Annotated in this window: 12 protein-coding genes; 5 read left to right on the forward strand and 7 right to left on the reverse strand. The window is 66.3% G+C overall.

Annotated features, from left to right (window positions below; all coding sequences use genetic code 11):
- The first annotated feature begins 249 nt into the window (after positions 1-249).
- Genes ACS5PJ_RS10380 through ACS5PJ_RS10395 form a run of 4 tightly spaced genes read left to right on the forward strand, consistent with a single transcriptional unit; the run spans position 250 to position 7,049 of the window.
- Positions 250-1,692, forward strand: a complete 1,443-nt coding sequence (locus ACS5PJ_RS10380; RefSeq protein WP_439434804.1) for a DUF3375 domain-containing protein — start codon at positions 250-252, stop codon at positions 1,690-1,692.
- On the forward strand, positions 1,689-2,354 hold the full coding sequence (locus ACS5PJ_RS10385) for a DUF4194 domain-containing protein (protein ID WP_439434805.1): 666 nt from the start codon (positions 1,689-1,691) through the stop codon (positions 2,352-2,354). Before ACS5PJ_RS10380 ends, ACS5PJ_RS10385 begins: the two co-directional genes overlap by 4 nt.
- On the forward strand, positions 2,351-5,770 hold the full coding sequence (locus ACS5PJ_RS10390) for an ATP-binding protein (RefSeq protein ID WP_439434806.1): 3,420 nt from the start codon (positions 2,351-2,353) through the stop codon (positions 5,768-5,770). The genes ACS5PJ_RS10385 and ACS5PJ_RS10390 overlap by 4 nt, the downstream gene beginning before the upstream one ends.
- Positions 5,760-7,049 carry a Wadjet anti-phage system protein JetD domain-containing protein gene (locus ACS5PJ_RS10395; RefSeq protein ID WP_439434807.1) on the forward strand — a complete coding sequence of 430 codons (1,290 nt, stop codon included), beginning with the start codon at positions 5,760-5,762 and terminating at the stop codon, positions 7,047-7,049. The genes ACS5PJ_RS10390 and ACS5PJ_RS10395 overlap by 11 nt, the downstream gene beginning before the upstream one ends.
- 20 nt (positions 7,050-7,069) lie before the next feature.
- Here ACS5PJ_RS10395 and ACS5PJ_RS10400 read toward each other — a convergent pair whose 3' ends face one another.
- The 6 genes from ACS5PJ_RS10400 to ACS5PJ_RS10425 form a co-directional block, all read right to left on the reverse strand.
- The gene (locus tag ACS5PJ_RS10400) at positions 7,070-7,750 is read right to left on the reverse strand and encodes a hypothetical protein (protein ID WP_439434808.1); all 681 of its coding nucleotides are present in this window, start codon (positions 7,748-7,750) and stop codon (positions 7,070-7,072) included.
- A gap of 83 nt (positions 7,751-7,833) precedes the next feature.
- The gene (locus ACS5PJ_RS10405) at positions 7,834-9,117 is read right to left on the reverse strand and encodes a S8 family serine peptidase (RefSeq protein WP_439434809.1); all 1,284 of its coding nucleotides are present in this window, start codon (positions 9,115-9,117) and stop codon (positions 7,834-7,836) included.
- A 64-nt stretch (positions 9,118-9,181) separates the two neighbouring features.
- The gene (locus ACS5PJ_RS10410; protein ID WP_439434810.1) at positions 9,182-9,529 is read right to left on the reverse strand and encodes a PRC-barrel domain-containing protein; all 348 of its coding nucleotides are present in this window, start codon (positions 9,527-9,529) and stop codon (positions 9,182-9,184) included.
- Positions 9,516-9,923 (reverse strand): hypothetical protein, encoded by a 408-nt coding sequence (locus tag ACS5PJ_RS10415; RefSeq protein WP_439434811.1) that lies wholly within the window; start codon positions 9,921-9,923, stop codon positions 9,516-9,518. The genes ACS5PJ_RS10410 and ACS5PJ_RS10415 overlap by 14 nt, the downstream gene beginning before the upstream one ends.
- Positions 9,920-11,149, reverse strand: coding sequence for an Nramp family divalent metal transporter (locus tag ACS5PJ_RS10420; RefSeq protein ID WP_439434812.1), 1,230 nt, complete (start codon positions 11,147-11,149; stop codon positions 9,920-9,922). Before ACS5PJ_RS10420 ends, ACS5PJ_RS10415 begins: the two co-directional genes overlap by 4 nt.
- The gene (locus ACS5PJ_RS10425; RefSeq protein WP_439434813.1) at positions 11,146-11,613 is read right to left on the reverse strand and encodes a hypothetical protein; all 468 of its coding nucleotides are present in this window, start codon (positions 11,611-11,613) and stop codon (positions 11,146-11,148) included. The genes ACS5PJ_RS10420 and ACS5PJ_RS10425 overlap by 4 nt, the downstream gene beginning before the upstream one ends.
- Positions 11,614-11,771: 158 nt before the next feature.
- On the opposite strand from ACS5PJ_RS10425, the gene ACS5PJ_RS10430 reads away from it, so the two are divergent.
- Positions 11,772-12,536: an alpha/beta fold hydrolase gene (locus ACS5PJ_RS10430; protein WP_439434814.1), complete on the forward strand. Its 765-nt coding sequence runs from the start codon at positions 11,772-11,774 to the stop codon at positions 12,534-12,536.
- A gap of 113 nt (positions 12,537-12,649) precedes the next feature.
- Here ACS5PJ_RS10430 and mgtA read toward each other — a convergent pair whose 3' ends face one another.
- Positions 12,650-15,370, reverse strand: a complete 2,721-nt coding sequence (gene mgtA, locus ACS5PJ_RS10435) for a magnesium-translocating P-type ATPase (protein WP_439434815.1) — start codon at positions 15,368-15,370, stop codon at positions 12,650-12,652.
- Positions 15,371-15,398: the final 28 nt, after the last annotated feature.

Consider the following 15,398-nt stretch of genomic DNA (forward strand, 5'->3'; position numbering starts at 1 on the left):
CACCGACACCCCCTGCCGCAGAAGCGAAAAGAACTCATCCTTCAGCGCATCGGGCGCCCGAAAACCACTCGGCATGGCAACCTCCAGAAATCAGATGTTGCAACGACCGTATGATTCTGCCGCGATGTATTGGGCCGTATCTGACCCCGCGTTGCTTCAAGGGTGGCAGGAGCAATTGTCGGCGGCGCCGTGTAGCTTAAGCCTGATCAGTCATCCCGTTCGCTCAAGTACATCCGTCCCGAGGACGCCATGGATTTCTACGCCATCAACGCCCTGCGCGAGACCCACCCCGGGTGGTCCCTGCTTCGCGCACAGAACGCTCCGCTGGCCATCAGCTTCTTTATGAAGGCCTTCACGGGTCCGAACCAGCGGGACATCGGCCGGCAGGAGCTCATCGACCACCTCGACGACGTCCTCTTCGGGCTCCGGGATGTCTACGGCGAGGACAAGTTCCCCCGCCCGGCAGGCGAGTATCTGGACGACTGGGCCGCCACGGAACGGGCCTGGCTGCGGAAGTATTATGTGCCCGGCCAGGACGAGCCGCACTACGATCTCACTCCCGCCGCGGAGGACGTGGTCCGCTGGGTGGAGAGCCTGCGGGGCAGGGACTTTGTGGCCACCCAGTCCCGGCTGACCAGTATCTTCGCGGTCCTCAAGGCCCTGGTCCAGCAGTCCGAAACCGATCCCGAGGTCAGGCTGGCCGAGCTCCAGCGGCAGCGGGACGGAATCGAAGCCGAGATGCAGAGGATCAGGGGCGGCAACATCAAGGTCATGACGGCCCCCGAAGCGCTGGACCATTTCCAGCAGCTGACCTCACTGGCCAAGGACCTCTTGTCAGATTTCCGCGAAGTCGAGCAGAACTTCCGGAAGCTTGACCGCCAGGTCCGGGAACAGATCGCCACCTGGGACGGCGGCCAGGGGGAGCTCCTGGAGAGCATCTTCGCCAACCAGCAGGGCATCAGCAGCTCCCTCCAGGGCCGCACGTTCCAGGGCTTCTGGGACTACCTCATGTCCCCGCAGCTTCGCGCGGAGCTTCAGGACCTGCTGCAACGCGCCACGCAGATAGAGGCGCTCTCCGGGGTGGAGGACCTGCACGCCGTCACCAAACTCCACCAGGACTGGCTGCCGGCCGTCGATCAGACGCAGGCCACCGTCCGGCAGCTCTCCGAGCAGATGCGGCGGCTTTTGGACGACAAGGTGTTCCTGGAAAACAAGCGCATCATGCGGCTGATCCGCAGCATCGAATCCGGCGCGCTCGGCACTCGGGAGGCGCCGCCGTCGGGCGTTTTTATGGAGATCACCGCGCAGTCGGTGGACGTGGCACTGCCGTTCGAGCGGCCCCTGTATGAGCCCAGCAGGAAGGTGATGGTGGACGACGACGTCGTCACCGCCGACGATGCGGATGTGGACGCCGGTGCCCTGTTCAGTCAGTTCCATGTGGACAAGGAGCGGCTGAAGTCGAACGTCGACGCCGTCCTGGCGGACGCCGAACAGGCCACACTGGCGGAGGTCACGCGGGCCTATCCGCTGCAGCAGGGGCTCGCGGAGATCGTGTCGTACTACCAGCTGGCCAGCGATTCCGAGTGGGCCAGTATCCATGACGACGTACCCCAGCAGCTGTCCTGGGCACTCCCGGATGGCAGCATCCGCGAAGCGACCATCAACCAGATCATCTTTGTGAGGCCGGCATGAATCCCACCGAGGCAATGGACAACACCGAAACAACGGAGAGCCGCACGCCTGAGGAACTTCCCGGCGTCGTGACCAGGCTGTTCCGGGGTGTGCTGTATGCCGAGTCGGACCAGAAGGTGTGGCAGTCGCTGATCGGGCTGGAGTCGCAGGCCCGGGACTACGTGGCAGTGCTGGGGCTGGACCTGATCCTGGACGAATCGGAGGGCTACGCGTTCCTCAGGTCCCGGGAAGACCCGGACGGAACCCTTCCCAGGCTCATTCCCCGGCGGCGGCTCACCTTCGACGTCAGTCTGTTGCTGGCCCTGCTCCGCGGCCGCATGCTGGAGTTCGACACCAACAGCAGCGAACTCCGGCTCATCATGACTGAGCAGGAGATTATGGACATGGTGGCCGTGTTCCTGCCCGAATCCAGCAATCAGGCCAGGATCCTGGACAGGTTGGGTTCGAACATCAAGAAGGTGGTGGAGCTGGGCTTCCTGCGCAGGATGAGCGGACAGCCCGGCACGTACGAGGTGGCCCGGATCCTGAAGGCGTACGTTGATGCCCAGTGGCTCGAGGAGTTCGACGCGCGGCTGGCCGACTACCGCGCGTCGCTGGAGGGGCCGCCGGGCACGGCGTCCAACACTGCCGAAAGTGAAACAACCGAAGGGGACCTCCCGTGACCGCCGATCTGCAGGACAGCCTTTTCAGCCTCGACGAACCGCAGGACGCCGCAGCGCAGGGCAGACCGGACGACGGCGGGACTCCCCCGGGTTACCGGCTGCACCGTTTGGAGCTGCTCAACTGGGGCACGTTCCACCAGGGTGTGCGGACGTTCCGCCTGGACGGAGCCAACAGCCTGCTCACCGGCGACATCGGCTCGGGCAAGTCCACCGTGGTGGATGCGATCACCACGCTCCTGCTGCCGGCGAACAAGATCGAGTACAACAAGGCCGCAGGTGCGCAGAAGAAGGAACGCAGCCTCATGTCCTACGTGCGGGGCTACCACAAGAGCACCCGCAGCACCGGTGGCGAAAACTCCAAACCGGTGTCGCTTCGCGGAACGGGCGCGCTCACCGTGGTGCTCGCCGTCTTCCATAACGCCGTACTGGGGAAATCGATCACCCTGGCAATTACCTTGTGGGCCGTCCAGGAGGCAGGGCAGCCCAACCGCTTCTACTCTCTTGCAGAAACGGACCAGTCCATCGCCGAGGACTTCTCCAACTTTGGCCAGGACCCCGCCAAGCTGAAGAAAAAACTGAAGGCTTCCGGCGCCACGGTACATGACACTTTTGAGCCCTACGCTGCCGCATTCAAGAGGCAGTTCGGCATCAGCGGGAACCAGGCCATGGAGCTGTTCCACCGGACGGTGTCTATGAAGCAAGTGGAGAACATCACCCACTTCGTGCGCACCAACATGCTGGACGAGGACGACGTCCAAACCCGGATCGGCAACCTGATCCAACACTTCGATGACCTCAAGAAGGCCCACGGCGCCGTGCTGCGCGCCAAGGACCAGATCAGCCTGCTGGCCCCCATCCGCGACGGCGCCGCGGGGCACGCCAGGCTGACCCTGGAAGACGACCTCGCCAGGGCACAACGCGACCAGCTGCACCCGTGGTTTACCAACCAGCGCCTCATCCTCAGCCTGGAACATCAGGCGGAGCTGGAAAGCACCGGAAAACGCCTGAGCGAGGACAACACTTCCCTCACAGCCCGGGTAATGGAGGTCCGGCACGAACTGACCGCCGTGGCCGAGGACATCCGCACCAACGGCGGCGGGAGGCTGGCCGCCATCGACGCCGACGTCGCACGGCTTGGCACCGAAGCCGGCGCTCAACGGACCCGCTACGGGACCTACGCCGCGGCCGCCGCGGAACTGGGCCTCAGGGCGCCGGAGGACCGTGTCCTTTTCGACGGGAACCGGGACGCGCTGCCCGCCGTCGAAACCGGGCTGGCTGAGCAATACAGCGGTTTCCAGGAGCAACGCACCGAACTGACCATGACGCGCACGGTCCTGGACGCCCGCGCCACCGATATCAAAGCCGAGCTGACCAGCCTTCAGTCACGGCGCAACCTGCTGCCGCTGCAGCAGCTGGAGATCCGGCGTCGGCTCTCTGAGGGAACCGGCGTGGCGGAGAAGGCGCTGCCGTTCGCCGGTGAGCTGCTGCGCGTCCGCGACGGCGAGGCCGGCTGGGAGGGCGCAGCGGAACGCACGCTGCATGGCTTTGCCTTGTCCCTGCTGGTGCCGTCGGAACACTACGCGGCGGTGAGCAGCTGGGTGGATGCAAACAACCTGAAGGGCCGACTGGTCTACCTGAAGGTGGGAGACGCGCACTCCCCCAGGGCCGCGGAAGCGGGGACGCTGGGTGCCAAGATCGCCATCAAGCAGGGCACCCCGTTCCGTGATTTCCTGATGGATGAGCTGGCCAGCCGGTTCGACTACGTTTGCTGCGACAGCCTGGCGGATTTCCGCCGCTTCCCCAAGGCGCTGACGGCCAACGGCCAGCTCAAGGGCGGCCGCGGCCGGCACGAGAAGGATGACCGCAAAGACCTGACGGACCGGCGGAACTACGTCCTGGGCTGGGACAACCAGGACAAGATCAACCGGTTCCTGGCCGAGCTGGACGAGGTGACAGGCCAGCTTCGGGTGGCGGACACGCAGCTCGCCAAGGTGGACCGGCAGCTGGGCGATATCGGCCGGAAGAACCAGCAGCTCGGCACGGTCCGCTCCGTTGCGGATTTCGGCGAGATCAGCTGGGAGCTCACGGCCCGCCGGATCGAGGAACTCAAGAAAGAGCGCCGGCAGCTGGAGTCGGCAAGCGACGTCCTGCAGGAGCTCGCGGCCAAGGAAACAGCCCTGAACCTGGACCTGCGGCGCCTCGAGGAGCGGGCCGGCAAACTCCAGCAGCGGATCGGCGCCAACAACACGGATGCGGAGAACCTCGCCGAGGCCATCGCGGAGTGCCGCGACCTGCTGGCGGAACAACCGCTGACGGACGACGCCGGCGTGCTGGCCTCGGTTGCCGGCCTCGCCGCCGCGGCACCCGGAGAGAAGGTCCTGACCTATAAGAACACGGTGGCGGTGGAGAGCGCGGTGCGGGCGCGGCTGACTGCGGACATTGATGCCCTGTCAAGGCGGCTGGCTACAGCGGAAACCAACACCGTGCGCCTCATGGCCGATTTCAGGAACAAGTACCGGACTGAAACAACGGAAATTGATGCCTCGCTGGACGCGGCCGGGGAATACGACCGGCTTTTGGACCAGCTGGAGAAGAACGATCTGCCCAAGTTTGAAGCGCACTTCAAGGAGTCACTGAACCAGAACACCATCCACGAGGTGGTGGCCTTCAACGCGTTCCTGGACAGCCGCCGGCAGGACATCGTGAACCGCATCACCGAGATCAACCTGTCCCTGGCCACCATCGAGTACAACCGGGGCCGTCATATCCAGCTGGAGCACCAGAACTCCACGGACCTGGATGTGCGGCAGTTCGGCATTGACCTGCGGGCATGCTCGGAGGGCACCATCGGGGACGATGACCAGTACTCGGAGCAGAAGTATCTGCAGGTGGAACGGCTGATTGAACGGTTCCGCGGCCGCGACGGGTTCACCAACCTTGATGAGCGGTGGACGGCCAAAGTCACCGACGTGCGGAACTGGTTCACCTTCTCGGCGTCGGAGAAATGGACCGAGACCGGCGAGGAATTCGAGCATTTCACCGATTCGGGCGGCAAGTCCGGCGGCCAGAAGGAGAAACTGGCGTACACCATCCTGGCCGCGGCGCTGGCGTTCCAGTTCGGGCTGGGGGCCGGCCAGGGTTCGGCTGCGGGCGCCGGCAAGGGCCGCAGTTTCCGGTTCGTGGTGATCGACGAGGCATTCGGCCGCGGCTCCGACGAATCGGCACGGTACGGCCTGGAACTGTTCCAGCGGATGAAGCTCCAGTTGCTGATCGTCACTCCCCTGCAGAAGATCCACGTGATCGAGCCTTTTGTGGCACACGTGGGCTTCGTCGCAAACACCAACGGCAACGATTCCCAGTTGCGGAACATGACCATCCAGGAGTACCGGGACGAACGGGACCGCCGTGCCGGCTGAGGCTTCGGGCAGGGCACAGGGCTGGACCACTCTGGCCGACCTGCGGGCGCAGTCCCTGAAAGCGTGGGCCAGCGGTTCGCTGCTGCGCGAGCAACTGGAACCCGGCGGACTGTACCCGCGTCGTCGTCCGTTGAAGCGTCCGACGGCGGCGACGCTCCGTAGTGACTACGCTGCGGCCCGCGCGTGGGCAGCCGAGCTGACTGCCGCCGTCGGCCATTTCAGTCTCGAGACCGCCGAGGTGGGCCGCACCACGATCGGGGCAAACCAGCTTCCGGCCGCTGCGGTTTTTGCCGCCGCGGAGGACGAGATCGCGTTTGCGGGCAAGTCGAAGGAGGCCGCCCGGTTCGTGGAGCTGGCGGCGGGGCTGGCAGCGCTGGATCTGGCGCTTCGCCGCTGGGCCCTGCGTCGGCCGTTGAAGCTTCTCGAACTCGGGGCCGACGCTCTGACAGCAGCACGGGTGGCCTTGTGGCTTCGGGACAATCCGGAGGCTGGTATCTATGTGCGCCAGTTGAGCCTGGCCGGAGTGCATAGCAAGTTCGTTGAGACCCACCGGGCCGTGATTGGCGAGCTGGCTGCTGCTCTGCTGGACCAGGCGAACGTGCTGGACCAGGCGAACGTTGTGGACCCGGCCCCTGATCCTGCGGAGGACCCTCTCTTCCCTGAAAGCCCGGCCGAGCCCGGCTCGCTGCTGGGCCTGGCACCGGCCAGGACACCGGCGGCACGTTTCGCCGCGGCACACGGCTTTTTGCATCCGCCTGAACTGGTCAGATTCCGCCTGCTTGACCCCCAGGTGCAGCTGCTGGGCGAGGCGCGGGACCTGACCGTGACAGCTGAGGCGTTCAGCACGCTGAGGCTGCCCGGCCGGACGGTCCTCATGACCGAAAACCTCGTCAACTTCCTGGCCCTCCCCGAGCGCCCGGACACGTTGGCGATCTACGGCGGCGGCTACGGTTTTTCGTCATTACGCGACGCCGCGTGGCTGCGGAACTGCGACGTCCTCTACTGGGGCGACCTGGATACGCACGGGTTCCGGATCCTGGACCAGCTCCGCGCGGTCCACCCACACGTGGCCAGCGTGCTGATGGACGAGGCCACGCTGCTCACCCACCGTGACATGTGGGGCACAGAGCCCGCGCCGTCACGTGCGGCCCTCACCCGCTTGACGGCCGAGGAATCCGCTCTGTACGACGCGTTACGTGGCGACACCTTCGGCACCGCCGTCAGGCTGGAGCAGGAGCTGATCCGCTGGGACTGGGCGCTGGCAAGAACCGGTGGTTGAGCCCCCAGGGGCCTTGCAGGCTACCCAGGGAACCCGAAGCAGGGGAAGAACTCCTCCACACCCGGGCGGGCAACCTCGATGCAGCGCGACTTCACCTGTTCCAGGAGCGCATTGCTGTCCGTTCCCGCAGCTGTCAGCCCGTTGACCGTGACCGAAACAGTTGCCGTGGCGGCGCGCCTCAGGTTGTTGTCCGTTGAGTTGACGTTGCCCACTCCGGGGAAGTTCTCATGCGTGCTGACGGTGTCATGCTCGAGCGGGCCGGTGCCGGTCCACGACGCCGAGAGGCTGATGGTTACCGGGTTGCCGTTACCGTCGGTGCCGGGCATTTGTGTGGTGATGGATGCGGTGGTCAGTCTCGGATCCACAACCAAGGGTGCCATGTTCTGGCCGTCTGCCTGGAAGAGCACCGCCCCCGGGGCTGCAGCCGCAGCCACCGCACCGGGCGCCTGAGCGCAGATATCGGTAATGCGAACGAACACACCGGTGAGGCCCTGCTTGTTGACGGGGCCGGGCTGGGCAGCGTACTGGGCCGCACTCGACGAGACGAAGATTTCGGTCTGCTCACAGCCGACGGTTTCAACCACCGCTGCAGAGCCGTGGGTCGATGAAATCGTGTGGTAAATGTTGGGAGCGGCTCCGGCCGGTGCTGCGCTCAGGGCCATCATGGCCGCCGTCGACAGTCCCACGAGCAAGCGTTTCACGACGACTCCTTTGTCCTCTTTTCACAGGGTAAGCCCGCTGAATCTGTGCGTCCAGAGCCCGCGGGTCCAGCCCGCTTTGGGCTTCAGGATGGAGGGGGCGTGCAGCCCACCGCACGGCAGGCGTTCACCCGGCCGTACGTCCAATAGGTGCCCGTGCCGGAAATACTGTCCGTAGTGTGCTCGACCTTCCACCGGACGGCTTGGTTGTCGGCAGCACCAGTGCTCCACACAAGCGCGGCGACGGCGGCGACAATCGGGGAAGCCATTGAGGTGCCGCTGCCCATGTCGTAGTTCAGCGAGCGGTTGTACTGCGTCATCAGGGCGAACTTGTAGTACGGGAACGTCGAATAAACGTTGACCCCCGGCGCCGCCACGTCCACCCACCTGCCGTAGCTAGAGAAGGATGCCTTGTTGTCAAAGTTGTCGGTCGCCGCCACGGCAATAACATTCGGATACGCGCCTGGATAGATCTGGGCCTGTGTACCGGCGTTACCGGCCGCGGCCACCAACACCACGCCCTGGTTCCAGGCGTTATTGACGGCTGCTTCGAGGGTGCGCGATGAAACGCGCTGACCGAGGCTCATGTTAATCACTTTGGCACCGTGGTCCACCGCCCAGTCGATGCCCTGGGCAATGGCCGAGCTGGAACCGGACCCGGTGTCGTTGAGCACCTTGACATCCAGAATGTCGCATTCCGGGCATACACCCGCGACGCCCTCGTTGTTGTTGTACTTGGCCGCAACGATGCCGGCCACGTGGGTCCCGTGGCCGTACCTGTCGTAGTCCTCCTCTACGTCTATGGCCTTGCCGCTGTAGTTGATCCGGTCAACCACCTTCTCGGAAATGTCCGGGTGATTGAACGCCACACCTGAATCGATGATCGCAACCTTGACGCGGTTCCCCTTGGTGTCGCTTCCCCTGGTAAGGGCCCACGCCTCGACGGCATCCACATCAGCGTCCGGTTTGCCGCCAGGCACAAAGATGTCGCCCTTGGTGTTCCAGAACGACTGACCGACGTTCTGCAGCGCATACTGGCGGTCAAAGAAGGTGTCATCCGTTGTGGCCGTCACAAGCTCGTCCAGCTCGGCGTATTCCACGGCCCGGTTCCGGCTCAACGCGGCGATGAGTTGAGCTTCCTTTCCGGCCGGCACTTTGATGAGGAAGGCACCGGTGCTGCCGATACTGGAACCCTGGCTCATGCCATACTGGCGAAGTACGCCCGGTGCCGCGGCATCGTCGCGGAACTTGACCATGATTTGCCCCGCAATGGGGGACGACTCAGCCGCTGCGTTGCCGGGGGCTGCCAACGAAATTCCGCCAAGCGACATCATTGCCGCCGCGAGAGTAGCCACAACAAGTTTTTTCATTTGGTCATTTTGCGCTTATCTTCGTCGGCTGGATAGAGGTCCGTTACGACGGCACCGCGCCGGTCTACTCCTGGCCGGACCTGTCCACCGCCGGCGAGTACGCAGTGAACCCCGGCCGAAGCCGCACGGACTCCGCCCCGATCCTGCCGATGTCCTCCCACAGCACCAGGAATGAGCCCCGGTGCCGCCACCGGAGCATCGCCGGCAGCGGCCACGGCTGGGTCAGCCCGGTCCGCTCATAGCCCAGGAACGAGGACGCGCTGTGCGGGCTGACCACCAGGCCAAGCAGGCGGGCGTCGGCCATCAACTGCCGCGGGGCGCCGTCCACCACAAACCGGGCGTCGGCCACGCGGCCCAGGCGCGCGCCGTCGTCGTCGTAAACGTGGACGCCCAGCAGGTCACCGAGGATCATGGCGGCCTCCCGGGATGCGGGCGATGATCTTGTCGCGGATCCAGCGCTCCACCCAGCCGGCGTCGAGGTTTTCGCCGCTGACGCCCAGGCGGATCACCACGCCGACGTCGGCAACGTCCTTCCACGGGATGCGGATCAGCCGGGACGACGGCGGCCTGCCGCCGAAGATCCGGGTGCCCAGCACCGGGCCGGTCAGCAGCGCGGTAAGGACCGGCGCCGGGGTCCCAGGCTCCAGCTCCGTGTCCAGGGCAGGCCCGCTGAGCTCGATATCGTCCACAGTGGTGACCGGGACGCCGTCGTTATCCAGGACCTGGCGGTCCAACACGTGGAGCTGCGCATCCAGGGTGCGTCCCGCAGTCGGGGGCACCGGTGCCAGCGGGCGGACGGACTTCATGCTCCGGCTCCCGTCACGACCATCAGCGGGACGGCGGCCAAGGAGGCCACCAGGATGATGACCAGGTAAATCATCGCGAGGACGTTCACGGGCCGGCCGTTGACGTGCTCGCCCATGTATTGGGGGTCGTTGGCCACGATCAGGATGGGCAGATAGGTCAGCGGAAGCGCGATGGCGGAAAACACCACGGAGTACTCCGTGACCAGCACCGGGTCCACGCCCGTGGCCAGGACCGCCAGGCCGGTGAAGAGGCAGATGATCATGGCCAGGTGGAAGCGGGCGGCCTGGGCGGGGCGGCGGAACTTGCCCCAGGACCAGCCGAAGAACTGGGCCAGGGTGTAGCCGCTGGACAGCGTGGTCTCCAGCGCCGCGCCGAACGTCGCCGCCACCAGGCCCACCAGCACAAACGCCAGTCCCACTTTCCCGGCGCCTTCGGCCACCGGGAGGATCACCTGGCTCAGGGATGTCACGGCGATGCCGGCGGGCAGGAGGACGACGGCGGCGCAACCTGCGATCGCCACGGACAGCAGGCCGCCCAGCGGGAAGCCCACCAGGACGTTGATCCGAGACTGGACCAGGTCCTTGACCTTCCAGCCTTCCTCCACAGCCCCGGAGGAGAAGAAGAAGACCTCGTACGGGGTCATGGCAGCGCCGAACAGCGCGATGGCGTAGTACCAGTAGGTCGGTGCGGTTTCCTCGGCCGGGACCGCTGGCGCCAGGGCCTGCCCTGCCAGGTTTCCCCAGTCCGGTTTGAGCAGGAAGAGTGCCACGGCGAACACGATCAGGGTCAGGCCCAGGAGGCCGGTGACGTTTTCCATGATGGAAAATTTCACCCGCCAGATGACCAGCCACACGGCGAGCGCTGCCACCGGAATCCAGAGCAGGTAGTTCACGCTGCTCGCCAGCTGGAGGGCCAGGGCGACGCCGCCGATTTCGGCCGTCACGGTCATCAGATTGATCAGGAATGACGCGGACAGGTTGGCCAGGCCGGCGCGCGGCCCCAGCCGCTCGCGGATCACCTCGAAGGTTGCCCGGCCTGAGGCTGCCGCCACCCGCCCGGACATGTTGGCGAACAGGCAGATGCCCAGCACCCCGACGCCCACCACCCACACCAGCGAGAGTCCGAAACGGGAACCGACGACGGCGTTGGTCACCAGGTCGCCGATGTCCACGAACCCGCCAATCGCGGTCAGGACACCCAGGGCCACCCCCAGCAGGCGCTTCACTTGCCGCCCTCCGAGGCCGCCAGTCCGGAGAGGCGGTCCGCAGCGGATGCGAGCTCCCGGCTGCCGTCTTCCCTGGTTGGAGTGCCCTCGAGGCTGGCTACAGAGTTACGGGCAGTAGTGAGGCCGGCAGCGCAGGCATCCAGGACGGTGAGCGTTTCCTGCACTGTAACGCGGTCCTCGTTGGTGCCGGGCGAGAGCTTCAGCACGGTGTCCCTGCTGGCCAGGAGCTCCTTCAGGGCATCGTCCAGCGCGGTGGAGGCTGCGGCACGGGTAAGTTGGCCGTCCGTGTCCTGACGGAGTGCCAACCGGGCGGTGGCGATGGCGGACGAACTGTCCTTCACGGCAGTTGAGACAGTGCCCGTCACGCCGCCGCTGCAGGAGGTGAGGAAAGCGAGTGCGCCCAGGCACCCGGCGATCAGCCGTTTTCGAGGGGCGGCGTGTGCGCTGGCTGGCCTGTCCCGCACCTCGCCTCCAGCCTCCGGGCAGGCCCGGGTCCGACCGAATCACTGTTCTGCAGGCAGCCCATTTAGTTGCCTAAGGCTATATATAGCACTTTCCGGCCCATATGGAGCTGTTGCGGCGTCAGGTTTTCAGGACCTTCGGCAGGGCGTAGCATCCTGCCATGGGACCAATTCGGGCCATCCTTCTCCCCGGGAGCGTGCTCCCCGCCGAACCTGCCTATGGTGCGCTGATCAAGGCGCTCGGACCGGACGTCCAGGCCGTCGCCAAAGACCTGGAGCTGTACGCCGGCGACGCTCCCCCGCCGGACTGGAGCCTGGACACCGAGGTCGACGGTGTGCTGCGCGAGGCCGACGCCCGGGGATGGGAGACGTTCCATCTGGTGGGCTATTCAGGCGGCGGCGCGGCGGCGTTGGCGTTCACGGCCAAGCACCCGGACCGGCTGCTGAGCCTGGCACTGCTGGAACCGGCGTGGGCCGGAGCCTGGGATTGGAGCCCCGCCCACACTGAGCTCTGGAAGCAGTACGAGCAGCTGGAAACGCTCCCGCCGGAGCAGTTCATGCGCGCTTTCATGAGGCTGGGGGTCAAGCCCGACGTCGTCCTGCTGCCGCCGCCGGATCCCCCGCCGCCGTGGATGGCAAAGCGTCCCGCGGGCATCAGGGCATTCCTGCGGACCTTCAAGACCTATGACCTGGACAGGGCGCGCCTTGCCGCCTTTCGGCAGCCGGTGTTTTTCGCCCTCGGCGGCCTGAGCAATCCCGATGACTACGGCGAGATAGCCAACCGGCTCTCACGGGTCTTCTTTCCCGACTTCCATCTGGAACTGTTCCCGAAGCGGCACCACTTCGACCCGCCACACCGGATCGAACCGGAGCGGCTGGCGAAGTTGCTCCGTCGGCACTGGGAGCAGGCTGAAGCGGCTTATTAACTGCAACGCGGGGTCACATATCGCCCAAAAAACGGCAGTTATTGGGCCGTAAGTGACTCCGCGTTCCATGAGAACCTGCAACGCGCGGAAGGGAACGCCGTCGAACGGAACCCCTAGAGCCGGGTGCGGGGCCGGCGCCTGTGCCGCGGCGCAACCACCGCGACCGGGGCGCTGAAGCGGAAGGCACGGCGGGCGATGTGATGGTTCTCGGGCCGGCGGCGGACCAGGATGGGCCCGGCGGGCAGCTGCTGGGCGTCGCGGGCGAAGAACCAGGCTTTGGCGAATTCCACCAAGACCAGGTAGACCACGATCATGCCGAGCAGTGCCAGGAAGAACGGGACCGGCAGGGGGTCGAAGCCCAGCACGGCGGCCACGGGTGAGAGCGGCAGGAAGATGCCCAGCGCCACCACACCCAGCGAGGCCCCGATCAGCCCGGCGGAGGGACGGCTGCGCAGGAACGGCACGCGCCGGGTCCGGATGGCGAAGATGATCAGCGTCTGGGTGGCGATGGATTCGATGAACCAGCCGGCCCGGAACTCCCCCGGCACGGCGTCGAAGACAAACAGCATCAGCGCAAACGTGGCGAAGTCGAAGACCGAACTGATCGGCCCGAACAGGAACATGAACCGGCGGATAAACGCGATGTTCCAGTGCGACGGGGCACGGAGCTGTTCCTTGTCCACGCGGTCGCCCGGGATGGCCAGCTGGCCGGAGTCATAGAGCACGTTGTTCAGCAGGATCTGGCCCGGGAGCATGGGCAGGAAGCTCAGCACCACGGACGCGGTGGCCGCACTGAACATGTTGCCGAAGTTGCTGGAGGTGCCCATCAGCACGTACTTGATGGTGTTGGCGAAGATCCGCCGGCCTTCCCGCACCCCCTCGGCCAGGACGGCAAGGTCCTTGTCCAGCAGGACGACGTCGGCGGCGTCCTTCGCCACGTCCGTTGCGCTGTCCACGGAGATGCCGATATCGGCCTTGTGCAGTGCCAGGGCGTCGTTGACGCCGTCGCCCATGAAACCCACAGATCCGCCGCTGCGGCGCAGCAGGACGATGATCCGGGCCTTCTGCTCGGGCGAGACGCGGGCGAAAATGGTGGCGGTCCGGGCCGAGCCGGCGAGTTCGTCGTCGGACAGCGCGTCGATGTCCGCGCCGGTCAGCGTCCCGCCGGAGATCACGCCCACCTCCGCGCACACCCGCTCGGCCACCTTGGCGTTGTCCCCGGTGGCGATTTTGACCGAGATCCCGAGCGTCTCGAGTTCGTCCAGCGAGGCCTTCGCATTGGCCTTGGGCCGGTCCAGGAAGATCAGGAACCCGGCCAGAACCAGATCGTGCTCGTCCTCGGGGGCCAGCTGGACCTTCCCCGCCGCAGAACGGGTGGCCACGGCAACCACCCGCGAGCCGGCGTCGAACTGTTCATCCAGCATCGCCTGCACGGCGGGCGTGGTGGGCCCGCACAGGGCGAGGACGTCCTCCGGGGCGCCCTTGGTGACCAGGCGTGCCGGGCCGCCGGCCTCGCGGACCAGCACCGTGGTGCGGCGGCGCTGGTGGTCGAAATCGATCAGGTCCAGCCGCTCGAAGCGGGCGGGGTCGAAGCCTGCCGCGCCAGAGCTTTCCCAGAGGGCGGCGTCCAGCGGATTCTGCCCGGCGGAGGAGAGCCTGGCCTCGGAGTAATCGGCTTCGGTGGCCAGCAGCCCCAAGGTGAGCACGCCGCCGTCGGACGTTTCCGGGGTGACCGGAAGCGCGCCGGTGAAGCTGATCCGCCCCTCCGTGAGGGTGCCGGTCTTGTCGGTGACCAGGATGTCCATGTCCCCGAGGTCCTCGATGCAGACGAGCCGTTTGACCAGCACCTTCCGCCGGGCCAGCTGGCGGGTGCCGGTGGCAAGGGACGTGCTGACGACGGCGGGCAGCAGCTGCGGCGTGATGCCCACGGCGATGGCCAGGGAGAACATCAGGGATTCCAGGAGCGGGCGCTGCAGCACCAGGTTGGCGATGAAGATCAGCGTGGTGAGCACCACGGCCACCTGCAGCAGCAGGAAGCTGAACCGCTTGAGGCCGAGCTGGAATTCGGTCTGCGGCTGCCTCTCGCCCAGGCCCAGGGCGATCCGGCCGAATTCGGCGCGGCCGCCGGTGGCCACCACCACGCCGGTGCAGCCGCCGGACTGGATGACCGTGCCCATGAACACGCAGGAGGCGAGGTCGCCCAGGGAGGCGCCGGCCGGGACCGGCGCGGGGTCCTTGGCTGCCGGCAGGGACTCCCCCGTGAGGATGCTTTCGTCGCAGAGGAGGTTCTTGGTGCCCAGGAGCCGCATGTCGGCGGGGATGATGGCGCCGAGGGAGAGATGGACGACGTCGCCGGGCACCAGGGCGGTGACGTCCACTTCGCGGGTGGTTCCGGCCGGGGTTCCGCCACCGGTTCCGCCAGGGGTGCCGCCGCGGAGCACCACGGCGCGGTGGGTGACGCGGGAGTGCAGGGCCTCGGAGGCACGCTCGGCGCGGAACTCGTTGGTAAAGCCCAGGCCCACGCTGACCAGGAGGATCACGCCGATCACGATCGAGTTGGTGGCATCGCCCAGGAACAGCGACAGCCCGGCCGTGATGAGCAGCAGGATGAGGATGGGGCTGGCGAACTGCCGGCCCAGGACCGCCCACCCTTTGGCCCGGTGGGTGCGGACGGCGTTGGGGCCGAAGTCCGCGAGGCGGCGGGCGGCTTCCTTTTCGGACAGGCCTTCCGGGCCGGAGCCCAGCTGTGCCAGCACCTGTTCCGCAGACAGGCCCGCGGCCTCGGCGATGGGCAGCTGGAGGGAGGTCCGCTTCCGGACGTTCAACTCGGGCATGGGTTTCCGTTCGGACACGTCGATCTTC

Source organism: Pseudarthrobacter cremeus (assembly GCF_051857465.1).
Classification (GTDB): domain Bacteria; phylum Actinomycetota; class Actinomycetes; order Actinomycetales; family Micrococcaceae; genus Arthrobacter.